The organism is Pseudomonas promysalinigenes, from assembly GCF_014269025.2.
Taxonomy (GTDB): domain Bacteria; phylum Pseudomonadota; class Gammaproteobacteria; order Pseudomonadales; family Pseudomonadaceae; genus Aquipseudomonas; species Aquipseudomonas promysalinigenes.
This window is the reverse complement of the sequence record NZ_CP077094.1, coordinates 930,658-954,109: the sequence shown is the minus strand read 5'-3', so window position 1 is coordinate 954,109 and position 23,452 is coordinate 930,658. Positions and strand designations below refer to the sequence as shown.

At 60.9% G+C, this 23,452-nt stretch carries 22 protein-coding genes; 7 read left to right on the top strand and 15 right to left on the bottom strand.

Annotated features, from left to right (window positions below; translation table 11 throughout):
• The first annotated feature begins 5 nt into the window (after positions 1–5).
• Positions 6–3,050, top strand: coding sequence for a multidrug efflux RND transporter permease subunit (locus HU725_RS04475; RefSeq protein WP_186477505.1), 3,045 nt, complete (start codon positions 6–8; stop codon positions 3,048–3,050).
• Positions 3,051–3,145: 95 nt separating this feature from the next.
• Here the strand turns inward: HU725_RS04475 and HU725_RS04470 are convergent, their stop codons facing one another.
• From HU725_RS04470 to colR, 5 genes are all read right to left on the bottom strand, one after another.
• Positions 3,146–3,367 (bottom strand): hypothetical protein, encoded by a 222-nt coding sequence (locus HU725_RS04470; RefSeq protein WP_186477504.1) that lies wholly within the window; start codon positions 3,365–3,367, stop codon positions 3,146–3,148.
• Positions 3,367–4,065, bottom strand: a complete 699-nt coding sequence (locus tag HU725_RS04465) for a lipopolysaccharide kinase InaA family protein (RefSeq protein ID WP_186477503.1) — start codon at positions 4,063–4,065, stop codon at positions 3,367–3,369. The genes HU725_RS04470 and HU725_RS04465 overlap by 1 nt, the downstream gene beginning before the upstream one ends.
• 6 nt (positions 4,066–4,071) lie before the next feature.
• Positions 4,072–4,752, bottom strand: a complete 681-nt coding sequence (locus tag HU725_RS04460; RefSeq protein ID WP_186477502.1) for a class I SAM-dependent methyltransferase — start codon at positions 4,750–4,752, stop codon at positions 4,072–4,074.
• Positions 4,753–4,860: 108 nt separating this feature from the next.
• Positions 4,861–6,162 (bottom strand): sensor histidine kinase, encoded by a 1,302-nt coding sequence (locus HU725_RS04455; RefSeq protein WP_060478107.1) that lies wholly within the window; start codon positions 6,160–6,162, stop codon positions 4,861–4,863.
• The gene (gene colR, locus HU725_RS04450) at positions 6,152–6,835 is read right to left on the bottom strand and encodes a two-component system response regulator ColR (protein ID WP_060478108.1); all 684 of its coding nucleotides are present in this window, start codon (positions 6,833–6,835) and stop codon (positions 6,152–6,154) included. Before colR ends, HU725_RS04455 begins: the two co-directional genes overlap by 11 nt.
• A 179-nt stretch (positions 6,836–7,014) precedes the next feature.
• Here colR and HU725_RS04445 point away from each other — a divergent pair, with 179 nt between their 5' ends.
• On the top strand, positions 7,015–7,743 hold the full coding sequence (locus tag HU725_RS04445; protein ID WP_186477501.1) for a phosphatase PAP2 family protein: 729 nt from the start codon (positions 7,015–7,017) through the stop codon (positions 7,741–7,743).
• 93 nt (positions 7,744–7,836) lie between these two features.
• Here the strand turns inward: HU725_RS04445 and groL are convergent, their stop codons facing one another.
• The 5 genes from groL to HU725_RS04420 all read right to left on the bottom strand — a co-directional run bounded on the left by groL (position 7,837) and on the right by HU725_RS04420 (position 12,429).
• Positions 7,837–9,477, bottom strand: coding sequence for a chaperonin GroEL (gene groL, locus HU725_RS04440; protein WP_060478110.1), 1,641 nt, complete (start codon positions 9,475–9,477; stop codon positions 7,837–7,839).
• 49 nt (positions 9,478–9,526) lie between these two features.
• Positions 9,527–9,820, bottom strand: a complete 294-nt coding sequence (locus tag HU725_RS04435) for a co-chaperone GroES (protein ID WP_009684394.1) — start codon at positions 9,818–9,820, stop codon at positions 9,527–9,529.
• Between the two features lie 252 nt (positions 9,821–10,072).
• Positions 10,073–10,534: an FxsA family protein gene (locus tag HU725_RS04430; protein ID WP_060478111.1), complete on the bottom strand. Its 462-nt coding sequence runs from the start codon at positions 10,532–10,534 to the stop codon at positions 10,073–10,075.
• A 67-nt stretch (positions 10,535–10,601) separates the two neighbouring features.
• Positions 10,602–11,333: a HugZ family pyridoxamine 5'-phosphate oxidase gene (locus HU725_RS04425; RefSeq protein ID WP_060478112.1), complete on the bottom strand. Its 732-nt coding sequence runs from the start codon at positions 11,331–11,333 to the stop codon at positions 10,602–10,604.
• A gap of 85 nt (positions 11,334–11,418) precedes the next feature.
• Positions 11,419–12,429, bottom strand: coding sequence for a DUF481 domain-containing protein (locus tag HU725_RS04420; RefSeq protein ID WP_186477500.1), 1,011 nt, complete (start codon positions 12,427–12,429; stop codon positions 11,419–11,421).
• Positions 12,430–12,581: 152 nt separating this feature from the next.
• On the opposite strand from HU725_RS04420, the gene HU725_RS04415 reads away from it, so the two are divergent.
• Together HU725_RS04415 and HU725_RS04410 are read left to right on the top strand one after the other, a co-directional pair.
• The gene (locus tag HU725_RS04415; RefSeq protein ID WP_186477499.1) at positions 12,582–12,935 is read left to right on the top strand and encodes an MGMT family protein; all 354 of its coding nucleotides are present in this window, start codon (positions 12,582–12,584) and stop codon (positions 12,933–12,935) included.
• Between the two features lie 43 nt (positions 12,936–12,978).
• Entirely contained in the window at positions 12,979–14,526 is a 1,548-nt protein-coding gene (locus HU725_RS04410; RefSeq protein WP_186477498.1) for an AmpG family muropeptide MFS transporter, read from the top strand.
• A 131-nt stretch (positions 14,527–14,657) separates the two neighbouring features.
• Here the strand turns inward: HU725_RS04410 and HU725_RS04405 are convergent, their stop codons facing one another.
• The 3 genes from HU725_RS04405 to HU725_RS04395 form a co-directional block, all read right to left on the bottom strand.
• On the bottom strand, positions 14,658–15,902 hold the full coding sequence (locus tag HU725_RS04405) for an MFS transporter (protein ID WP_186477497.1): 1,245 nt from the start codon (positions 15,900–15,902) through the stop codon (positions 14,658–14,660).
• 125 nt (positions 15,903–16,027) lie between these two features.
• The gene (locus HU725_RS04400) at positions 16,028–16,870 is read right to left on the bottom strand and encodes a mechanosensitive ion channel family protein (RefSeq protein WP_186477496.1); all 843 of its coding nucleotides are present in this window, start codon (positions 16,868–16,870) and stop codon (positions 16,028–16,030) included.
• A gap of 112 nt (positions 16,871–16,982) precedes the next feature.
• Positions 16,983–17,468, bottom strand: coding sequence for a YajQ family cyclic di-GMP-binding protein (locus tag HU725_RS04395; RefSeq protein ID WP_054884610.1), 486 nt, complete (start codon positions 17,466–17,468; stop codon positions 16,983–16,985).
• 102 nt (positions 17,469–17,570) lie between these two features.
• Between HU725_RS04395 and HU725_RS04390 the strand changes: the two genes are divergently transcribed.
• Genes HU725_RS04390 through HU725_RS04380 form a run of 3 tightly spaced genes read left to right on the top strand, consistent with a single transcriptional unit; the run spans position 17,571 to position 21,116 of the window.
• The gene (locus tag HU725_RS04390) at positions 17,571–18,488 is read left to right on the top strand and encodes a putative 2-dehydropantoate 2-reductase (RefSeq protein WP_186477495.1); all 918 of its coding nucleotides are present in this window, start codon (positions 17,571–17,573) and stop codon (positions 18,486–18,488) included.
• Positions 18,489–18,517: 29 nt separating this feature from the next.
• Complete coding sequence (locus tag HU725_RS04385; protein WP_186477494.1) at positions 18,518–20,548, top strand: sensor histidine kinase; 2,031 nt, start codon at positions 18,518–18,520, stop codon at positions 20,546–20,548.
• A gap of 1 nt (position 20,549) precedes the next feature.
• Positions 20,550–21,116, top strand: coding sequence for a cob(I)yrinic acid a,c-diamide adenosyltransferase (locus tag HU725_RS04380; protein ID WP_186477493.1), 567 nt, complete (start codon positions 20,550–20,552; stop codon positions 21,114–21,116).
• Between the two features lie 32 nt (positions 21,117–21,148).
• Here HU725_RS04380 and HU725_RS04375 read toward each other — a convergent pair whose 3' ends face one another.
• Positions 21,149–22,093, bottom strand: coding sequence for a Nudix family hydrolase (locus HU725_RS04375; RefSeq protein WP_186477492.1), 945 nt, complete (start codon positions 22,091–22,093; stop codon positions 21,149–21,151).
• A gap of 73 nt (positions 22,094–22,166) precedes the next feature.
• A complete protein-coding gene (gene argJ, locus HU725_RS04370; protein WP_186477491.1) occupies positions 22,167–23,384 on the bottom strand; it encodes a bifunctional glutamate N-acetyltransferase/amino-acid acetyltransferase ArgJ in 1,218 nt (405 codons plus the stop codon).
• Positions 23,385–23,452: the final 68 nt, after the last annotated feature.

Genomic DNA, 23,452 nt, shown 5'->3' with positions numbered 1-23,452 from the left:
CAGGCATGGCGTTCACCGACCCATTCATCCGCCGCCCGGTACTGGCCAGCGTGGTCAGCCTGCTGATCCTGCTGCTGGGCTTGCAGGCCTGGAACAAACTGCAGATTCGCCAGTACCCGAAACTGGAGAACGCGCTGATCACGGTAACCACTGCCTACCCCGGGGCCAACGCCGAGACCATTCAGGGCTACATTACCCAGCCGCTGCAACAGAGCCTGGCGAGTGCTGAAGGCATCGACTACATGACGTCCGTCAGCCGGCAGAACTTCTCGGTCATATCCATCTACGCGCGCATTGGCGCCGACAGCGATCGCCTGTTCACCGAACTGCTGGCCAAGGCCAACGAGGTGCGCAACCAACTGCCGCAGAACGCTGAAGACCCGGTGCTGAGCAAGGAAGCGGCCGATGCATCGGCGCTGATGTACATCAGCTTCTACAGCAAGCAAATGAGCAACCCGCAGATCACCGACTACCTGTCGCGGGTCATTCAGCCTAAGCTCGCCACTCTGCCGGGCATGGCCGAGGCAGAAATCCTCGGCAACCAGGTGTTCGCCATGCGCATCTGGCTGGACCCGGTGAAGCTTGCAGGGTTCGGCCTTTCGGCCAGCGACGTGACCGATGCCGTGCGCCGCTACAACTTTCTCTCTGCGGCAGGTGAGGTGAAAGGCCAATACGTTGTCACCAGTATCAACGCCAATACCGAGCTGAAATCGGCCGAAGCCTTTGCCGCGCTGCCACTAAAGGTCTCAGGTGACAGTCGGGTGCTGCTGGGCGATGTGGCGCGCGTGGAGATGGGCGCGGAAAACTACGATACGGTCAGCTCGTTCGATGGCACGCCATCGGTGTACATCGGCATCAAGGCCACCCCTGCGGCCAACCCGCTGGAAGTCATCAAGCAAGTGCGGCGCATCATGCCCGAGCTCGAAAGCCAGCTGCCGACCGCACTGAAGGCATCGATCGCCTATGACGCTACGCTGTTCATTCAGGCCTCCATCGACGAAGTCATCAAGACCCTCGGCGAAGCAGTGCTGATCGTCATCGTCGTGGTGTTTCTGTTCCTTGGCGCTCTGCGCTCGGTCCTGATCCCGGTGGTGACCATTCCGCTGTCGATGATCGGCGTGCTGTTCTTCATGCAGATGATGGGCTACTCACTGAACCTGTTGACGCTGCTGGCGATGGTGTTGGCCATCGGCCTGGTCGTCGACGATGCCATCGTGGTGGTGGAGAACATCCACCGGCATATGGAGCAAGGCGAGTCGCCCCTCGATGCCGCATTGCAAGGCGCACGGGAAATTGCCATGCCGGTGGTATCGATGACCATCACCCTGGCGGCGGTCTATGCCCCCATCGGCTTTTTGACCGGGCTCACAGGTGCGCTGTTCAAGGAGTTCGCCCTGACCCTGGCGGGCGCGGTGATTATCTCTGGCATTGTCGCCCTGACTTTGTCACCGATGATGTGCGCCCTGCTGCTGCGCAAAGAGCACAATCCCAGCGGGCTGGCACATCGGCTGGACCTGCTGTTCGATGGCCTCAAGCGCCGTTACCAGCGTGTTCTGCATGCGACGCTGGACAGCCGCCCGGTGGTGCTGGTGTTCGCTGTAATCATCCTGTGCCTGATTCCGGTACTGCTCAAATTCACTCAGAACGAGCTGGCGCCCAATGAAGACCAAGGGGTGATCTTCATGATCAGCAGCTCCCCGCAGCCAGCCAACCTCGACTACCTCAACGCCTATACAGACCAGTTCACGCCTTTGTTCAAAGGCTTTCCAGAGTACTATTCGTCGTTCCAGATCAACGGTTTCAACGGGGTGCAGAGCGGTATAGGTGGCTTTCTGCTCAAACCCTGGAACGAACGCGAGCGCACGCAGATGGAGTTGTTGCAGCAGGTACAGGCCAAGCTCTCAGAGATCGCTGGGTTGCAGATATTCGGTTTCAACCTGCCGTCGCTACCGGGCACCGGCGAGGGCCTGCCGTTCCAGTTCGTGATCAACACCGCCGGGGATTACACAGCCCTGCTGGAAGTCGCCCAGCGCGTCAAGCAACGTGCACAGGCCTCGGGCAAATTCGCCTTCCTGGACATTGATCTGGCGTTTGACAAACCCGAGGTGCTGGTCGACATCGACCGGGCCAAGGCGGCGCAGATGGGCGTGTCCATGGATACCCTGGGCAACACGCTGGGCACCCTGCTGGCCGAGGCGGAAATCAACCGCTTCACCCTGGAGGGCCGCAGCTACAAGGTGATTGCCCAAGTGGAGCGGCCTTACCGTGACAACCCAGGCTGGCTCGACAATTACTACGTGAAGAACCAGCAAGGGCAGTTGCTGCCCTTGTCCACGCTGATTACGGTCACTGACCGAGCTCGCCCACGCCAGCTCAATCAGTTCCAGCAACTGAACTCGGCGATCATCCAGGGCGTGCCGATCGTCAGCATTGGCGATGCGTTGCAGACAGTGCAGCAGATCGCCAAGGAAGAAGCGCCGGAGGGGTTTTCTTTCGACTATGCAGGGACCGCGCGGCAGTACGTGCAGGAAGGCAGTGCCCTGTGGGTAACCTTTGGCCTGGCACTTGCGATCATCTTTTTGGTGCTGGCGGCACAATTCGAGAGCTTCCGCGCCCCCTTGGTGATTCTGGTGACCGTACCGTTATCGATCTGTGGCGCGCTGCTACCCTTGTTCCTGGGCATCTCCAGCATGAACATCTATACCCAGGTGGGGCTGGTGACGCTCATCGGCCTGATCAGCAAGCATGGCATCCTGATCGTCGAATTCGCCAACCAATTGCGCGATGAAAAAGCACTGGATGTACGTGAGGCCATCGAACAAGCGGCTGCCATTCGCCTGCGGCCGGTGCTGATGACCACCGCAGCGATGGTCTTCGGCATGGTCCCGCTGATCCTGGCCAGTGGCGCTGGTGCGGTAAGCCGCTTCGATATCGGCACGGTGATCGCCACCGGGATGTCCATCGGCACCCTGTTCACCCTCTTCGTGCTGCCCTGCATCTACACCTTGCTGGCACACAAATCCCAAGCCACCGAGCCTGTTGTTAGCTGACCTGTTCCCCGACTGCCCGCTACAAGCTTTGCAGGGTGATTAGCCACAATAAAAAAGACCTCGCGAGTGCGAGGCCTTTGTGTGCTCGAGCGCTATCAGCCGAACGGCCGCAGTCCCTGGCGCATGCCGAAAAGAAACAACAGCAGGTCATGGTCCGGTTGGGCCTGGCTTTGCTGTGCCTTGACCGCACGCGGCACCGCGCACTGGTCAGCCTTGCTGAAAACCACTGGCCGCGGCTGCTCCCAGGCAGCTACCGCCATCGTGGTCACCGCCAGCCCACCTGCCAGGAACAAAGCTCGAGCGATTTCTAGTTTCATTACCCTAACCCTTTGACAGCGCTGCCAAACGCCATCTGATAAAAGTAGAGCAGCCTTTGCCATTCCGTGTCGTTTAGCGACGAGTGGCGGCGCAGTTGGCGCAGGTCATTGCCTGCTGCCCGCTGACAGCTGATGCGTCGTCTGCATTTCTCCAGATCCAGCAATGCGACTTCGACGCGAGCCTGCTCACCCTCGCCGATCACCTTGACGAAAACGTGCTTGCCGTACAGGCAGCCATGCTGCCAGTGCCCCAGGTGCATGCGAGCCAAGTTTTCGGCCAGGTCCTTGAGCATGCGCTCATGAACCACCTGCGGGTAGCGTTCACGGGCCCCTTGGGCATGCCAGGTATCCAGTTCGACGAAGCCGTCCAGGGCCTCACTGACCAGCAGCGCCCGCCATTGGTGCTGAGCATCACGCTCGGCGCCGCAGAACACGATGCGCGGCACACGCACACCCAATTGCTCGAAACTGTTCAGGGCATCGAGCTCGCGCAACACGGTAGGCCTACCGAATGGGTGCAGCAGGCTGCGATAGATATGGCCAACTTGACGTTTGGCGTACAGCACCTTGCCATTGCCATCATCGAGCCTTTGCACACCACTTTCACCACCACGCCGCTGGTTGGGTTCCTCTACCCATTCACCCTGCTGGCGCCAGTAATAATCGAACCGTGAATCCCCGTTTTGGGTTACAGCCATCAAACACTACCCCTTACGTAATACATAGACCCGCCACATGGCATAGAACGGCAGGAAGTCGAGGTGCTCCTGGATTCTGAAGCCGGCGGCCTTGAATTCTGCTTCAACCGTTTCTGCCGGTAACACGAACCGGTTCTGATAGCTGCCCTGCTCGGCCCTGGCCAGGCGCTTTTGCTCAAGCTTGCTGCGCCGCCAGGCCTTGAAGTTGCCGTCCACCCACAATGACAGGATTACACTGTCACGGCTAACCCTTTGAAACTCACGAAGAATGGTTTTGCGGTGAGCCGCCTCGCCGATGTGGTGAAACAGCCGCATGCAAAAGATGCTGTCCACGGAATTGTCCGGCAAGTCGATCGCGAACGCAGAGGTTTGCAAAGGCCGTACCCGCGCAACCACCTCTGGCGGCTGTGCGGCACAGGCTGTCTGAATCATCGCCTGGGAATTGTCGGCACCGATGATCACCCGGTTGGGCTTTTCTGCCAGCAATGGCCAGAAACGGCCCGCGCCACACGGCAGATCGAGGACCAGCCCCGGGTCTGCGGCCAACGCCAGAGCGCGGCGGGCCAACTGCTCGTCACGCAGGTGGGAGAGGCGCCGGGCTAATCCATCCTTGTGCTTGAGAAAGTATGCCCTGGCGTGCTGGTGGTCGTACTTCTCGGAAAATTCAAGTTTGATCGGACTGCGCATCGGGTAGCTCCTGTTTCCAATGCGCCCCACGTTAGGCAGCAAGGCGTTGGAAACAGGTCATACCGATGTGAAAATAGCGTCATGCTCCGCTAAGGATGTTTCAGCCTATTACTGCGATGGATCGGTCTTTTCCGCGCTCTGGCTCAGATCCACCTGGAAGCGGCAACCGTGCGGTGCAGTGGAGGTCAATGTCACTCGCCAGCCTTGGTCATCGCAGATCCGCTGCACCAGCGACAGGCCCAGGCCAAGGCCTTCACCGCGCCGCTCCTCGCCACGCACGAAAGGCTTGAACATTGCCTCGCGCTGCTCCTCCGGGATACCTACACCACTGTCTTCGACACTGAAACCATTGGCCTGGAGGGTCAGACGGATGTAACCACTGTCGGTGTAATGGGCAGCATTGCGCAGCAAGTTGCCCATCACCGAATGCAGGAAGGTAGCGTTGTACAGCAATGGCCCTGCGCTGGCCTGGCCGTCGAAGTGCAGCGTCAGCCCTTTTTGCTCGATGGTGTCGCGCCACACCCCGATCAAGTCTTCGGCGACTTCACACAGCGTGGCCTGAGACGCCACGGCCCCCTGATCACGCTGGGCACGCGCGAGCATCAGGAAGGTCTTGACCAGCTCGCGCATCTCTTCGGTGGCACGGGCAATGCGGTCCACCTGATTGCGCGAGCGCGTGTCCAGATTGGGGTTTTCCATCAACAGTTCGCACGAGGTGGCCAGCACCATCAACGGCGTGCGCAGTTCATGGCTGACATCACTGGTGAACAAGCGCTCACGAGTCAACGCATCCCGCAGCCGGCCCAGGGTATCGTCGAAAGCAACCGCCAACTGGCCGACTTCATCGGCGGCGTAGTCGGGTGCCAAGGGCGGGGCCAAGCCCAGCAACTGATCGCGATGACGAACTTGCCGCGCCAAGCGGATAACGGGTGCCATCACCCGGCGCGCAAGCAGCCAGCCGAGCACCACCGCCAGTACCAGGCTCAGTACGAAGCCCACCACCACCACAGCGAACAGTACACGCTCGCGCTCTTCGAAATCACTTTGATCCTGCAGCAGCACGTAGCGCCGACCATCGACGATCTCGACCATTGCATGGTAGGAAAGCTGGTCGCGAAACACCTCATGAAACCCTGCGTCGAGGTGGCGCAGGTCTTTGGGCAACTCGAAATCATCGCGCCCGCCACTGAAGTAAAACAACTGGTCGGGCCTTGGCCGGTGGCTCCAATCGCTGATGCTGTCCATACGCAGCAAACGCTGCAGGTCACCGCCGAGCACCGAAGAAATGAGGCGTTCCTCGACCAGGTGCACGGTGGCGACGATCCCGAAGGCGAAGGCGCCTGCCACCAGTGCGCTCATCAGCGCAAAGGCGATGATGATGCGTTGGGCAAGGCTTTGCTTAAACTCCATCACGGCCCTCGGCGAGGCGATAGCCGACGCCATGGACGGTATGCAACAGCGGTTTGTCGAACGGTTTGTCGATCACTTGGCGCAACTGATGCACATGGCTACGCAGGCTGTCGCTGTCTGGGCAATCATCACCCCAAAGCGCTTCTTCGAGCACCTCGCGGCGCAGCACGTGCGGGCTTTTCTGCATCAGCACTGCCAACAGCTTCAAGCCGACCGGGTTGAGCTTGAGCAGGCGACTTTGGCGGGTGACTTCCAGGGTGTCGAGGTCATAGCTCAAGTCGGCAACCTGCAGGGTCCGCCGCCCACCGCCCTGGGCTCGGCGCAGCACCGCTTCGATGCGTGCAGCCAGCTCGGAGAGTGCAAAAGGCTTGAGCAGGTAATCATCGGCACCGGAGCGGAAACCCTGCAAGCGATCGTCCAGCTGGTCTCGGGCGGTCAGCATGATCACCGGGGTGTCACGGCGGGCGTCCTCACGCAGGCGCTTGCACAGGGTATAACCATCGATCCCCGGTAGCATGATGTCCAGCACAATCAGGTCGTAATGCTCGGTTGCAGCCAGGTGCAGGCCCGACAGGCCGTCCTGGGCGCAGTCGACGGTGTAGCCCTTCATGCCCAGGTAATCGGCAAGGTTGGCCAGAATATCGCGGTTGTCTTCAACCAAAAGAATACGCATCGGGTTCTCCTGTGCGGCGCTTCGCTTGGGTGCGCGGCAGGCGCAGCTTAAGGCCATCGTCGGGACTGTACCAGCCCTTGGTCAAATTCAGCGAACTTGACAGTTTTTTCACTGATCCTTCACGGACAGAGCATAGCGCCCGCCTGACAATGCCCGGTCTTTTTATCCCTGGAGTCGTCATGCAACAACGCACGCGTTCGCGCCCGATCAATCTCTGGCTGTACCTTGGCGTACCAGTAGCGGTCGCCGTGGCTTTGCTCCTGCTGGAGCTGACTTCGATCGACATGGATATCGCCAACCTGTTCTTCGACCCCGCCGCCGGGCAGTTCATAGGCCGTCACAGCTACCTGCTGGAAACCGTCATGCATGACCGGGTCAAGCAGGGCGTCATACTGCTTGGGCTGATTTCGCTGGCCGCGTTCGGCTGCAGCTTCTTCTTCAAACGCCTGTTCGGCTGGCGCCGCGAGCTGGGTTGCCTGGTATTGGCGCTTGGGCTGTCGACCGCCTTCGTTACCCCGCTGAAGAAGGTGACTCAGGTGCAATGCCCTTGGAGCCTGACTCAGTTCGGTGGCACCGAAACGTACAGCAAGCTGCTGGAACACCGCCCGGCCACCGACAAGCCGGGGCTGTGCTGGCCGGGTGGGCATGCGGCCACCGGTTTTTGCCTGTTTGGCCTGTTTTTCATGCTGCGTGATCGCAAGCCAAAACTGGCGCGCGCCGCCTTCTGCCTGGCCCTGGTGGCAGGCTCCACGCTGGGCTTGGGCAGGATGCTGCAGGGCGCGCATTTCCTGTCGCACAACGTGTGGACGGCGGTTTTCTGCTGGTTGATCGGCTTGGGTTCTTATTATCTGGTGCTGTACCGCAGAAACCCGGCTCAAGTACCTGCCAGCGAACAGCGCCTGGCCTGACGCAAAGCCGCCTGGCGGCATATTCCCATCGCACACAAAAAAGCCCCGGTTCTCTCGAACCGGGGCTTTCATGGTGCAGGGGGTAAGGCTGGCTTACATCATGCCGCCCATGCCACCCATACCGCCCATGTCAGGCATGCCAGCAGCTGGCTTGTCTTCCGGCAGGTCGGCAACCATGGCTTCGGTGGTGATCATCAGACCGCCAATCGAAGCTGCAGCTTGCAGAGCCGAACGGGTGACCTTGGCTGGGTCGAGGATACCCATCTCGATCATGTCGCCGTATTCGCCGGTAGCGGCGTTGTAGCCGTAGTTGCCCGAACCTTGCTTGACCTTGTCGGCCACCACGCTTGGCTCGTCGCCGGCGTTGGCAGTGATCTGGCGCAGCGGAGCTTCAACAGCACGACGCAGCAGGGAGATACCGACGTTCTGGTCTTCGTTGTCGCCTTTGAGGTCGACAATGGCAGCCAGGGCGCGAACCAGGGCTACACCACCGCCAGGCACCACGCCTTCTTCGACGGCTGCACGGGTAGCGTGCAGGGCGTCTTCAACGCGGGCTTTCTTCTCTTTCATCTCAACTTCGGTGCCTGCACCGACTTTGATCACGGCAACACCGCCAGCCAGTTTGGCCAGACGCTCTTGCAGCTTCTCACGGTCGTAGTCCGAAGACGTCTCTTCGATCTGGGCGCGGATCTGCTTGACGCGTGCTTCGATGTCGGCGTCAACACCAGCACCGTCGATGATGGTGGTGTTTTCCTTGGACAGGATGACGCGCTTGGCGTTACCCAGGTGCTCCAGGGTGGTGGTTTCCAGGGTCAGGCCGATTTCTTCGGAGATTACCTGGCCACCGGTCAGGACGGCGATGTCTTGCAGCATGGCCTTGCGGCGGTCGCCGAAGCCAGGCGCCTTGACGGCAGCAACCTTGACGATGCCGCGCATGTTGTTGACCACCAGAGTAGCCAGGGCTTCGCCTTCGACGTCTTCTGCAACGATCAGCAGTGGGCGGCCGGCTTTGGCAACAGCTTCCAGAACAGGCAGCAGTTCACGGATGTTGGAGATCTTCTTATCAACCAGCAGCAGCAGCGGGCTTTCCAGCTCGGCAACCATGGTGTCTGGCTTGTTGACGAAGTATGGCGACAGGTAGCCACGGTCGAACTGCATGCCTTCTACGACGGACAGTTCGTTTTCCAGGCCCGAGCCTTCTTCAACAGTGATCACGCCTTCCTTGCCGACTTTTTCCATGGCTTCGGCGATGATTTCACCGATGGAGTTGTCGGAGTTGGCGGAGATGGTGCCTACCTGAGCGATGGCCTTGGAGTCGGCGCATGGCTTGGACAGGTTTTTCAGCTCGGCGACAACGGCAGCAGTGGCCTTGTCGATGCCGCGCTTCAGGTCCATCGGGTTCATGCCGGCAGCAACGGCTTTCAGGCCTTCGTTGACGATGGCTTGAGCCAGAACGGTAGCGGTGGTGGTGCCATCACCGGCTGCATCGTTGGCCTTGGAAGCAACTTCCTTGACCAGCTGAGCGCCCATGTTTTCGAAGGCGTCTTTGAGCTCGATTTCTTTGGCGACGGAAACGCCGTCCTTGGTGATGGTCGGAGCGCCGAAGCTCTTGGCCAGCACTACGTTACGACCTTTCGGGCCGAGGGTCGCTTTTACCGCGTCAGCCAGAACGTTGACACCAACCAGCATTTTCTTACGAGCGGAATCGCCGAATTTTACGTCTTTAGCAGCCATGATCGTTTAATCCTTGAAAATCTTTGGAGTAACGGGAAGTCGGGGGAAATCAGCCTTCGATAACGGCGAGGATTTCGTTCTCAGCCATGACCAGCAGGTCTTCGCCATCGACTTTCACGGTGTTGCTGCCCGAGTAAGGGCCGAATACCACTTTGTCACCGACCTTGACGGCCAGTGCACGTACTTCGCCGTTTTCCAGAACGCGACCGGTGCCAACAGCAACGACTTCGCCGCGGTTTGGTTTTTCAGCGGCCGAACCCGGCAGGACGATACCGCCAGCGGTTTTCGATTCTTCTTCGCTGCGACGGATGACTACGCGGTCATGCAGAGGACGAAGCTTCATTGTCGATCTCTCCCAAATTGTGGTTTTCATCGGCCGGTATCGACACCGGCGGGTTGATGCAGTCCGGCGTTGCCGGTAGGGGCCCGCCAACGGCGAACCACCTGTGTCATGTCTGGTGTTTTCACCAGTAACCTTGCGGTGACCACATACATAAGGCCGCCATATTCAATTACAAGGCTTGGTATGCAAATTTTTTCAGCAGGCTATAAAACAACGGGGCCGCTGATGCGGCCCCGCAGGTGACAGGTCTGATTACTTGTCGCGGCGCTCGTATTCGCCTTCGATCACGTTCGGGCGATGTCCGCCGTCGCGCGGCTGCGCCTGAAACGGGTCGTCCTGAAACGCCCGTTGGCGCATGGCTTGGGCCTGGGCCCGCTCGCGCAGCTTGCGGGCTGCCAAATGGCGAGTGAACGGCAGCAGGCACAGCAGGCCCAGTACGTCACTGATGAAACCTGGCAGCAACAACAGCCCACCACCGACAGCCAGCATCAAGCCCTGGAACATGTCCTCAGCGGGCAATTCGCCGCGCTGCAGGCTTTCCCGGGCACGCAGGGCGGTGGCCAAGCCAGCCACTCGCATCACCAGCACACCCAGGGCGGAGCCGGCGATGATCAACAGCAGCGCCGGAAAGAAGCCGATCGCGGCGCTGACTTTGACGAAGACAAACAGCTCAAGCACCGGGAACAACAGAAACAGCAATAAAAAAGCACGCATCAAAGCATTCCTCGTTGGAAGAAACCCTTCCCCTAAGACCTCCAGATGGATGCGTCAGCTCGCAATTTCAAGCCTCGACCTCAGTCGCAGCCGGCCATTGGTCAGCGCGCGCCAGCAAAACCAAGGCTTCACGCACTTGTGTCGGCGTGTTGCAGATTGTTGGGAAGGCGAGCCAGTAGACCGCCTGGCCGATGCGCAGGTGCATCCCTTCGCTGTCGACGCCCACCAATTGCGCTGGTACACCGCGTGGCAGGCCACTGAGCTCTACATAATGGGCAATGGCATTGGCATGGTCGCTGTTCATGTGCTCGACCATGCTGGCCTCGGCCTTACCCGCAAAGGGGTTGGCAAGGGTGACCTGATCGAGCCAGTGGATAGCGCCGAAGCCACCGATGTAGCGGTGACGTACCGGCTGCAATACCCAGAAGTCGAAATCGTGAGCCTTGTGGTAATCGGCAGCATCGGGGAAATAGCGGTAATAGCGCTGGGCCGCTGCTTCGATTGCCGCTTCGTCGTTCAATTTATGCGCTTGGGCCATCACCGTCAGCCTGCCGACTGCCTGTACATCCTCAGCCTCACGCTCACCCACCAGCAGCGAGCACTTGGCATCGTTTTGCAGGTTGTGCGTATGCTGGGCGATGCGACTGATGAGTATCAGCGGATTGCCCTGAGCATCCAGGCAGTACGGCACCACCGAACCGAACGGATAGCCCGGCATGGACTTGGAATGGGTCGACAGCACGCCGCGGTATTCTTTGAGCAACAGCTCCCGAGCGGGGCGGATGGCGTTGGTACTCACTGAAGGCGGCTCCTGATGGCGGGGTTGATGCAACACGATAAGCATTATCCCCGCCACTGCCAATGGTGCCGCCGCTCGGCCAGGCTTACCAGGTCACGCCGAAACCTGCGGTATAACGAGTCTTGTCCAGGTTGCTCTCGCGGGTGCCGGTAATGATGTCCCGCTCCGCCTTGAGGTTGAGCGACGCCCATTCGGTGACCTTGTAGCGCAGCCCTACTTCGGCATCCAGCGAGTAGTCGGCCACACCGCCCAACGGCTTGGCCAGCTCGCCATTGGTGAACAGCTGGACATTCTTGCCGATCAGGTAGCGGGTATAGTCCCACTTCACCGCTGCCGAGTAGAAGTTGTCCTTGCCACCATCCTGGTATTCGAAGTCGGTTCGGTTGATCAGCGAGCCCAGGGAGAACGCGCCCAGTTCGTCGTCCCAGAACTGATAGCCCGGGCCAGTACCGACCGTACGCTGGCGAGCAAGGTCTTCGACGTGGTCGCGCTTGTATTCAAGACGCCCCTGCCAGAACCACTTCTCGGTCAAGAAGCGGTCAAGTGCGTACTCGGCGCTCCAGTTGTCGGTGGTGGTGACGTCGTCCTTGGTCTCGCGGTTGTACTCACCTTCGGCGTTGTGCCGCCAGCGGCCATGGCGGGCCGTGGTCTTGAAACCGATATCGTAGTCGTCGGTGTCGTTCTCGGCGCGCTTGTAGTCCAAGGCTACGTCGACATTACCCTTCCAGATCAGGTCCTCGACCATAGGCTTGGGCTTCATGATCTGCTCGATACTGGCAAGCTCTACCGTTTTTGGCGCTTCGCCATTGGCCAGGGTGACCTTGCCTGGTTCGGCAGCCTTCAGGGATTTGGCCTTTTCACCGTTATAGGCATCCTGCTTGACCAGCAACTCTTGATCGCTTTCCAGAGTTTTAACTTGCTTCCAATCCAGGGCGATGGAGCCGCCATAGGGCGTTTGCAACAGCAGCTTGCCGCCATCGAATACCTTGATCTTGCCGGAGAGGCGGTCCCCGTTCTTCATCCAAACAGTATCTGCCATCGCCGGGGTAACGCACACGGCAGCGGTCAACAAGCACAGCAGCGATCTAGAGTACATAAGCGCAATATGGGTTCGATTTGTCGAAAAAGCCGGGCATTATCCGGATGCTGGCGGTCAGAGCAAGCACAGACCCAGGAGAATGCCATTGAGTTCAACTCTCATTTGCCCTAACCACTCGTCCGGTTTCATTCCAGGCCAGAGCCGTTGGGATGTCTGACGAATTCGACGTCACTTTGGCGTCCCCTGCAGCCCGACGAACGGCGTTGTATTCCGTCCTTGGCCAAGTGCCGGAGGGCAAAGTCGTGAGCTATGGCCAACTTGCCGAGCTGGCGGGGCTTGGCCGTGCGGCGCGTTGGGTGGGGCGCACACTTGGGCAGTTGCCAGCCGATAGCCGACTGCCCTGGCACCGCGTGCTTGGCGCAGGCGGGCGCCTGAGCCTGGCGCAGGGAACGCCCTCGGGGGATGAACAGCGGGCCAGACTACGCGCGGAGGGCGTCAATGTAGCCAATAATCGTGTGGATATGACGCGCCATGGCTGGCGCCCGATGGAGCACAGCGGTTAGAGTGCGCGCTTTGTTTTCGCAATTTTGAGGCAGATATTGGCCCATGCCCCGTAAAACCTGGCGCGCTGCGCTCGCTGCCTATGCCAGCCCGTCTACCTTGGTACTTTTGCTGCTCGGTTTCGCGGCTGGCCTGCCTTACATGCTGGTGTTCTCCACGCTGTCGGTGTGGCTGCGCGAAGCTGGCGTAGCCCGCGAAACCATTGGCTACGCCAGCCTGATCGGCCTGGCCTATGCCTTCAAATGGGTATGGTCACCCTTGCTCGACCAATGGCGCCTGCCATTGCTCGGCGGCTTGGGGCGGCGACGTTCGTGGCTGTTGCTGTCGCAATCGCTGATCGTGATCGGCCTGATCGGCATGAGCCTGTGCGACCCGCAACAGCACCTGTCCTGGCTCATCGCGCTGGCCGTACTGGTGGCCTTCGCCTCAGCCACCCAGGACATCGCGGTGGACGCCTATCGGCTGGAGATCGCCGACGATCAGCGCCAAGCTGCCCTGGCCGCGAGCTACATGGCCGGCTACCGGGTAGCTGCCCTGCTTGCCACAGCCGGTGCACTGTTCTTTGCAGAATGGTTCGGCTCAACTGGCTTCAGCTACCTGCACAAGGCCTGGGCGGGCACTTACGTGCTGTTCGGGGTGATGATGCTGCCGGCGCTGTTCACCACCCTGGTAATGCGTGAGCCACCGGTGCCACTGCGCACTCAGTTATCGGCCGCGCGCTATGGCTTGATGCATCAGATGGCTTCGGTATTCGTGCTGATCATCCTACTGGTGTCGGTGCCGGCCAGCTTCACACAGATGTTCAACACCGGGTGGTCGAGTGTGATCTCCGGGGACGCGACCCCCCTTGACCTGTTGCTGGAAGACCGTGCGTTCCTGCGCCTGATCCTCTATGTGCTGCTGACCTGGGCCTGCCTCTCGAGCCTCGGCCGCCGCGGCCTGGCTCCGGTGCTGACGCCGGTTCACGACTTCATCACGCGCTACCGTTGGCAGGCCTTGTTGCTGCTGGGGCTGATCGCCACCTATCGCATGTCGGACACGGTGATGGGGGTGATGGCCAACGTGTTCTACATCGACATGGGCTTCACCAAGGATGAAATCGCCAGCGTCAGCAAGGTATTCGGCCTGATCATGACCCTGGTGGGCGCCGGGGTGGGTGGCTTGCTGATCGTGCGCTTCGGCATCCTGCCCATTTTGTTCATCGGCGGTGCCGCATCGGCTGCTACCAACATTCTGTTCCTGATGCTGGCCGACATGGGGCCGAATCTGGAAATGCTGGTAGTGACCATTTCGCTGGACAACTTCAGCTCCGGCTTGGCCACCTCAGCGTTCGTCGCTTACCTTTCGAGCCTCACCAACCTGAAGTTCTCGGCCACCCAATACGCGCTGCTCAGCTCGATCATGCTGCTGCTGCCACGCCTGATCGGCGGTTATTCGGGGGTGATGGTGGAAAAGTATGGTTATCATGACTTCTTCCTGATCACCGCCCTACTCGGGGTGCCCACGCTGATTCTGATCGCGCTGCACTGGTGGCAGGAGGCGGGCCGGGGAAAGCAGGTTGCGGTGAATAACTCGGCCACCGAGCAGCCTTGATCGCTTTTCGCAGGCGGTCACGCCTCTTCGCCGCAAAGCCCACTTCTACCGCCAATGCACAAGCGTTAGACACTGTGCATTGCCTGTAGAAGCGGGTTCAACCGCGAAGAAGCCGGCCTAGGCAGCCAAGACTATTGAGCGACCGCCCCTTCCCCAGGCCGCCCACCCACCACGAACCAAAGCGGCCACAGTGCCAGGGCCCCTGCCAGGCCAGCGGCCAGGGCAAAGTGCAACAGGCTCGCTCCCGCCCCAATCATCGCCAGCAACGCGCCACCAAGCCCCAGCAAGGCGATGGTGATCATGCCCAACATCGCCGATACCAACCCTTTGCTCTGTTCGCTGGCGAACAGCGTCATGCGATACAGAACAGCGTTGGCCACACCCAGCCCCAACGCATACAGCGACATGCCGGCAACCACGCTGGTGACCGTCGGCCACAACCAGGTCGCCAGCACCATTACACACAGGCCGGCCAGATAGGGCGCCAGCGCCCCGCGTACAAGGCTTGCCAACGGGTATTGGTCGGCGATGCGGTTGATGATCAAATTACCCAGGATCAACCCGCCGAAAACCGGCAATTGCCAGAGTGCGTAGGCCATGGTGCTCAGCCCTTCGTCATGGATCAGCAACACCGGTGACAGGCCGATCCAGCCAATCAGCGGCAGCCCCACCAGCCCCAGCGCGGCACTGCCTGCGACGAACTTGCGGTTGCCCAGCAACTGCCCGTAACCGGCAAGCAACGGCAGCAGGTGAATCGGCGTAAAGGCCAGCCGCGAACCGTCGCGGCGCTCTACACCCAGGGTTTCCGGCATCAGCCGGTACAGTAGCAGCCAGCACACAACGGCCCCCATGGCGAAGGCTACGAACAGCCAACGCCAGTCCAGCCACTGCAGCATGAGGGTGCCGACCAGTGGACCGAGCAGTGGCGAAAGCAAAGCGATATTGGCCAGCAGCGCCATCATGCGCACCGCATCCGCTTCACTGAACGACTCGTTGAGCGCCGGGTAGCTGACGGTTACCACAAAGCCCAGGCCGATGCCCTGCAGCAGGCGCAGCAGATTGAACAGGCCGATATCGTCCACCCAGTAGGTGGCCAGGCAAGCAAAACCGAATGATGCGCAGCCAGCCAGCAACAGCGGGCGGCGGCCGTAGCGGTCGGCCAGCGGGCCAATCAGCCATTGCAATACAACGCCACCGAGCAGATACAGGTTGAGCGCATGGGGGATGTATTCGGGGCTGGCATTGAGGTGCTCGACCACCACCGGCATTGCCGGCATCACGGCATCGCTGGCCAGGTAGGTGAGCAATTCGAACAGCGCCAGGGTCAGCCCGAACAGCAAGGCCCGCAGTGGCGTGATGTAGAGCAGTGGTTTCATGATGGTGTATCGGAACAGGCAAGAGGGGTCAGGCTATATGCCAGAAAAGGCCAACACATGCTGTGAACAAGTGTAAGGAGGGGGTGAAAACACCGAGGGCCGCTGCTGCGACCCCCGGCTTAGCGTCACTGTGCGGCAGTCTCCTGCACGACACGAATCACTCGCTGCGGGAACGGGATATCGATGCCTTCGGCCTTCAACCGGTCACGGGCCTGTTCGTTGAGCATGAACATCACGTCCCAGTAGTCGGAGGTTTTGGTCCACAGGCGCAGGGAAACGGTGATCGAACTGTCACCCAAGGTCGAGACGACTGCCTGAGGCGCAGGTTCTGCCAGCACACGAGGGTCCTGCGCCAGCTCCAACAGCACGTTGCGGGCCTTTTGCAGGTCGGCCTCGTAGTCCACGCCCACATCGAACACCACCTTGCGCGTGGGCTGGCGGTTGGTGTTGGTAATGATGCCGTTGGACAGCGAACCGTTGGGCATGATCACCGTCTTGTTGTCACCGGTGCGCAGCACAGTGTGGAAGATCTGGATGCTGTCGACCGTACCCGCCACGCCTTGCGCTTCGATCCAGTCGCCGATGCGGAACGGGCGGAACATCAGGATCAGCACGCCACCTGCGAAGTTCGCGAGGCTGCCCTGCAAGGCCAGGCCGATCGCCAGGCCAGCGGCACCGATGGCGGCAACGAACGAGGTGGTTTCGATGCCGATCATCGACGCCACGCTGACGAACAGCAGTATCTTGAGCACGATGTTCGACAAGGTGCTGATGAAGCCTTGCAAGGCGAGGTCAGCATTACGCAAGCCGACCAATTTGCCCAGGCGTGCGCTGACCTTGTTGATGATCCACCAGCCGACCGCCAGGGTCAGCAGTGCCAGCAGCAGGCGGCTGCCATATTCCATGAGCAAGGGCACCCAGGTCTGAGTCTGGCGTACCAGATGGTCAACTTCGGCGTTCAAATCCATATTCATCTCCTGATGCCAAACGGCACGTACACAGTAAAGCGGGCGGCTGAAGTCGCAGCCGCCGTGAACCCCGATGGACAACGCTGCGCCATCAGGGTTTCAGGTGCCGCGATCAATCGCGGAAGTTGTTGAACTGCAACGGCATGTCGAATTCCTTGGTACGCAGCAGGGCAATGGCTTCCTGCAGGTCATCACGCTTCTTGCCGGTGACGCGCACCTGCTCGCCCTGGATGGCGGCCTGGACCTTGAGCTTGCCGTCCTTGATGGTGGCGACGATCTTCTTGGCCAGGTCCTTGTCGATGCCTTCGCGGAACTTCGCTTCCTGTTTCTTTTCCTTGCCCGAGGCATATGGGTCTTTGGTTTCCAGGCACTTCACGTCGATCTTGCGCTTGACCAGCGCCAGGCGCAGGATTTCCAACATGGCTTCGAGTTGGAACTCTTCCTCGGCGGTCAGTACGACGGTCTGTTCCTTGTCCTTGAACTCGAAGCTGCCCTTGCCTTTGAGGTCATAGCGGCGGTCGAGGTCCTTGATAGCGTTATCGACGGCGTTCTGCACTTCGTGCTTGTCCAGTTCCGATACCACGTCGAACGAAGGCATGGGTTGTCTCCATAAAATGAAAGCGCGCTCAGTCTGAACATGGAGCGCGTCGGTGTAAGGGGGTTAAAATGCCGGCTCATTATAACGGGTTGCGAAACGCAGATGAGCAGCACCTGGCATATTCTCGGCGCCGGTAGCCTCGGTAGCCTCTGGGCCTGCCGGCTGGCCCGCGCAGGCAAAGCAGTCCGCCTGATCCTACGCGATGCACAGCGCCTGCAGGCCTACCAGCAGGCCGGTGGCCTGACCCTGCTCGAACAGGATCGGGCCAGCCTGTACGCCATCCCGGCCGAAACGGCCGAGTCCGGTGGCCCCATTCATCGCCTGCTGGTGGCCTGCAAGGCCTACGACGCCGCCCCCGCCATCGCTGCCCTGGCGCCGCGCCTGGTGGCAGGCGCAGACCTGGTATTGCTGCAAAATGGCCTGGGGAGCCAGGACGAAGTCGCTGAACGAGCGCCACTGGCGCGTTGCGTTTTCGCCTCCAGTACCGAAGGCGCATTTCGCGAAGACGACTGGCGAGTACGCTTTGCCGGCCACGGTTTCAACTGGCTGGGCGACCCGACCAATCCTACCCCGCCGCCATGGTTCACAGACCTTGGCGAGGCCGGCATCCCTGCTCAATGGACGCCCGACATCCTTAGTCGGCTCTGGCGTAAACTGGCGCTCAACTGTGCCATCAACCCATTGACCGTTCTGCACGACTGCCAGAACGGAGGGCTGCTCGGGCATCTGGACGAAGTCGAGGCGCTGAGCACTGAACTGGCCGCGTTGCTGCGCCACTGCGGTCAGCCACTGGCTGCCAGGGATCTTGACGAAGAGGTTCAGCGGGTAATCCTGGCAACGGCTGCCAACTACTCTTCCATGTACCAGGACGTACGCGCTGGTCGACGTACTGAAGTGCATTACTTGCTGGGGCACGTTTGCCGAGCAGCAGCGCGCCACGGTATGCGCGTGCCACAGCTGGAACACCTGCATCAGCGTCTGGTCGATAACCTGCGAGCGCGTGGTTTGCCCAGCGCGTGATCTCAACCCATAGGGACATTGCCTTACCCATGAGCCTGCGCCAACGCCTGGAAAACCTCCCGGTCGGGCAAAAACTGCTGGCGGCCCTACTGGTACTGCTGGTGACTATCCTGCTGGTGGCCAATCTGGCCTTCATCAGCGCCGCGTACTGGATCACCCAGGACAGCATGGCGCCGCAGGCGTTGCAGACCATCGGCAAGCTTGTCGCCAACCCGCAGCTCTCTGCCCGCGCTGCCGACTCGAGCGAAACCGCCACTGCTTTGCTCAAAGAGCTGGACAGCTATACCCCGCTACGCGCCGCCGCGCTTTACGGCGGTGACGGCAAGATGCTGGCGCAGCTGCAGCACGGCGAGCCCATGGTCCTGCCCAAGCGCTACCGCAACATCGACGGTTGGCGCCTGATGGAGTTTCGCAGCACCCAGTTGATCCGCATTCCGCGCGATGCCAGCCCACCGGCACACCTGTTGCTGGTCGCCAGCAGTGAACTGCCCACCGCGTTCTACACCGGCACCCTCAGCGCGAGCCTTGCGATACTGGTGTTCAGCATTTTACTGTGGCTGGTCATTGCCCGGCAGATAAAACGGCTGATCACCCAGCCGATCAACCAACTCGAGGAACTGAGCCGCCAAGTCACCCGCGAGGAAAGCTATGCCCTGCGTGCCAAGCGCGGCAATGACGATGAAATCGGCAGCCTGGCCGATGCGTTCAACACCATGCTCTCACGCATCGAAGCACGCGAGCAGCAGCTCAAGCGCACCCGCGACGAGTTCCAAACCGCCTATGATCAGGCCCAGGGCCTGGCCGAAGAAACCCGCCATACCAACCGCAAGCTGGAGCTGGAAGTTCAGGTACGCAGCAAGATCGAGAAGAAGCTCACGGGGTTTCAGAACTACCTCAACAGCATCATCGACTCCATGCCTTCGGCCCTGATCGCGCTCGACGAACAGCTCTACGTCACCCAATGGAACCACGAAGCCACGGTGCTTTCCGGCACTCCCCTGGACCAGGCGCTGAACCAGCCGATCTTCATCGCGTTCGAGCCGCTCAAGCCGTTCCTGCCCCAGCTCAAGGAAAGCGTCGAGAAGCACCGGGTAGCGAAAATCGAGCGGGTCACTTGGCCCAAGGACGACGACCTGCGCCACTACGCCTTGACCTTCTACCCACTGATGGGCGGCGGCGGCCGTGGCGTGGTTATCCGCATCGACGACATCACCCAGCGCCTGTCGCTGGAAGAGATGATGGTCCAGTCGGAAAAAATGCTCTCGGTCGGCGGCCTGGCCGCCGGTATGGCGCACGAAATCAACAACCCGCTCGGCGCCATCCTGCACAACGTGCAAAACATTCGCCGGCGCCTGTCACCCGAGCTGCCGCGCAACCAAGAGCAGGCCAGCGAGCTGGGCATCGATTTGCCGAGCGTCAACCGCTACCTGGAGCACCGCGAAGTGCCGCAACTGCTAGACGGCATCCAACAGGCCGGGGCGCGCGCGGCGAAGATAGTGACCCACATGCTCAGTTTCAGCCGCCGCAGCAACCGCCAACTGGTGCCATGCGAGCTACCCGCGCTGATCGACCAGGCAGTGGAAATCGCCAGCAACGACTTCGACCTGACCATTGGCTTCGATTTCAAGGGCCAGGCCATCGTCCGCCAGTTCGACCCCAATCTGGGCCCGGTGCCATGCACGGCCAACGAGCTGGAGCAGGTGCTGTTGAACCTGCTCAAGAATGCTGCCCAGGCCATCCATCAGCGCCCTCAGCCATGCGAGCCAGGGCGTATCACCTTGCGTACTCGGCTCAATCCACCCTGGGCCGAGATTCAGGTCGAGGACAACGGCGTCGGCATGCCTGAAACCGTGCGTAAACGCACCTTCGAGCCATTTTTCACCACCAAGGAAATCGGCCAGGGGACCGGGCTTGGCCTATCGGTTTCTTATTTCATCATTACCAACAACCACAAGGGGCAGATGGAAGTGCATTCCTCGCCCGGCCAGGGCACCTGTTTCACCCTGCGCCTGCCCCTCGGCCAGCCCTCATCGGCGGCGCCGAACGACACGGAGGCATGACATGGGCTATCGCCTGTCGAAGATCTATACCCGTACTGGCGACCAAGGCGAAACCGGCCTGGGTGACGGCCGGCGCGTACCCAAGGACCACCCAAGGGTCGAAGCGATTGGTGAGGTGGACAGCCTCAACAGCCAGCTTGGGCTATTACTGGCCGGGCTTGCCGAGCAGGGGCTTGAAGAACTCAGCGCTGTCCTGGCGCCTTGCCAGCACCGCCTGTTCGACCTGGGGGGCGAGTTGGCGATGCCCAGCTATCAGGCCCTCGACCAGGCTGAGGTCGAACGACTGGAGGCGGCGATCGATGTGTGGAACGAAGAGTTGGGGCCCCTGAAGAACTTCATACTCCCCAGCGGTTCGGCGCTGGTGGCACAGGCCCACGTGTGCCGCAGCCTGGCGCGCAGTGCGGAGCGGCGCTGCCAGCAATTGAATGCGCTGGAGCCATTGCAGGGGGTGGGTTTGGCTTACATCAACAGGCTGTCCGATCTGCTGTTCGTGGCAGCACGGATCATCGGGCGGCGCCAAGGCATTGCCGAAGTCCTGTGGCAGCCTGCAGCAAAGCCTCAAGGCTGAGATGACTGGGGCCGCTGCGCGGCCCCGAATACTCAAGCGTCTGGCCAGAAGGCGCGGATTCCCGCCACACCCTGTGCGCCAACCTCCCACGCCTGGTCTCGCTGCGCCGGACCAACGCCGCCCAGCAGGTAAACCGGCAGGTTGAAGCCAGCAATCAACCGCTGTGCTTCATCCCAGCCCAGCGGCACAGCCTGCGGATGAGTCTGGGTCGCCTGAACCGGTGAAAGCGTAACGAAATCCACGCCCATCTGCGCAGCCAAGGCCAACTCCTCGGCGCTGTGGCAAGATGCGGCTAGCCAGCGCTCCTGGGGAAACGGGCGGCCGTTAGCTGCATACTTGCGCAGTTGCGCGGCAGTCAGGTGCCAGCCCGCTGACGGAAAGTCGCCGAGCCACTCCAACGGGCCTTTGAGCATCAGTTGCGCCTTGCCGGCGCAAAGGCCGACCGCGTCCACGGCTACATCACGGTACTTGGGGTCGTACATGTCTGGCGCGCGTAACTGAATCAGGCCAATGCCACTGGCCACGGCCTTCTGGATACCCTTGAGCAGTTGCGGCACCTCCAGGCCATCGGGGGTAATCAGGTACTGGTCCGGTAAGCGCGCAGCGGCGACGATCGGCTTGTTGGCCTCGGGAAACGCGTATTGAGGAAGGTCCCGTGGCGCAACCCAGGCCACAGGTTGGCCTTCAGCGCCGTGGGGCTCACCGGTGAACGCATCGACCTCACGGACATCCAGCAGCACCTGCTTATCCGGGTAATCGTGGCTGACCTTGATCAACGCGCGCGAGCGGCTAACCTCGATGCCCAATTCTTCGCGCAGCTCACGAGCCAACGCCGCTTCGACGCTTTCGCCCTGCTCCACCTTGCCGCCAGGGAACTCCCAAAGGCCTCCCTGGTGCTGAGAATCGGCGCGGCGCGCAATCAGGATGCGGCCGTCACCACCGCGGATCACCGCGGCTACTACATGAATTCGTTTCAACCTTCACACTCCGCCAGCCAGCATGCCGGCTCGATTGCTTGGGGGTTGGGGCCGCCACGCGACCCCAGGTGGATCAGGTGCGGTATTCGGCGTTGATCTTCACGTACTCGTGGGACAGGTCGGTCGTCCAGATGGTTTCGCTGCACTGGCCGCGACCCAACTCGATACGGATGGTGATCTCTTCCTGGGCCATCACAGCAGCGCCCTGCGCTTCGGTGTAGCTCGGGCTACGACCGCCTTGGCTGGCGATGCACACCTCTCCCAGGTAAACGTCGATCAGGCTGACATCCAGCGCTGGCACGCCAGCACGGCCCACCGCCGCCAGAATACGGCCCCAGTTAGGGTCGGAGGCGAACAGCGCGGTCTTGATCAGCGGCGAATGCGCTACCGCGTAACCGACATCCAGGCACTCCTGATGGTTGCCACCACCGTTGACCTGCACGGTGACGAACTTTGTGGCGCCTTCGCCATCACGCACGATGGCCTGGGCCACTTCCATGCACACTTCGAACACGGCCTTTTTCAGCGCTTCGAACAACGCACCACTGGCCTCGGTGACTTCCGGCAGGTTGGCCTTGCCGGTGGCGATCAGCATGCAGCAATCGTTGGTCGAGGTGTCGCCATCGATGGTGATGCGGTTGAACGACTTGTTGGCACCATCGAGCATCAAATCCTTGAGCACCGCCGGAGCGACCTTGGCGTCAGTAGCGATGTAGCCGAGCATGGTGGCCATGTTCGGACGGATCATGCCAGCGCCTTTGCTGATACCGGTGACGGTGACGGTAACGCCCTCGTGCTGGAATTGACGACTGGCCCCTTTGGGCAGGGTATCGGTGGTCATGATGCCGGTAGCGGCTTCTGCCCAGTTGTTCTCCGACAGATCGTTCAGGGCCGCCTGCAGTGCGCCTTCGATCTTCTCGACCGGCAATGGCTCACCGATTACGCCGGTGGAGAATGGCAATACCGATTCGGCCGGCACCCCAGCCAGCTCGGCCAGCTTGGCACAGGTACGCTCGGCAGCTGCCAGGCCCGGTGCGCCGGTACCGGCGTTGGCATTGCCGGTGTTGGTCAGCAGGTAGCGCACAGTGCCTTGTACGCGTTGCTTGGACAAGATCACCGGCGCGGCGCAGAAGGCGTTGAGGGTGAACACGCCAGCCACGCTGGAGCCTTCGGCACAGCGCATGACCACCACATCCTTGCGCCCAGGGCGCTTGATGCCGGCAGAAGCGATGCCGAGTTCAAAACCCGGAACCGGGTGCAGGGTGGGCAAGGGACCAAGACCAACAGCCATTAGAGCGCTCCTAGAAAACGGTGAATATGGAAAAAGGGGGCCGCAATGCGGCCCCCAGGGTTGTCACG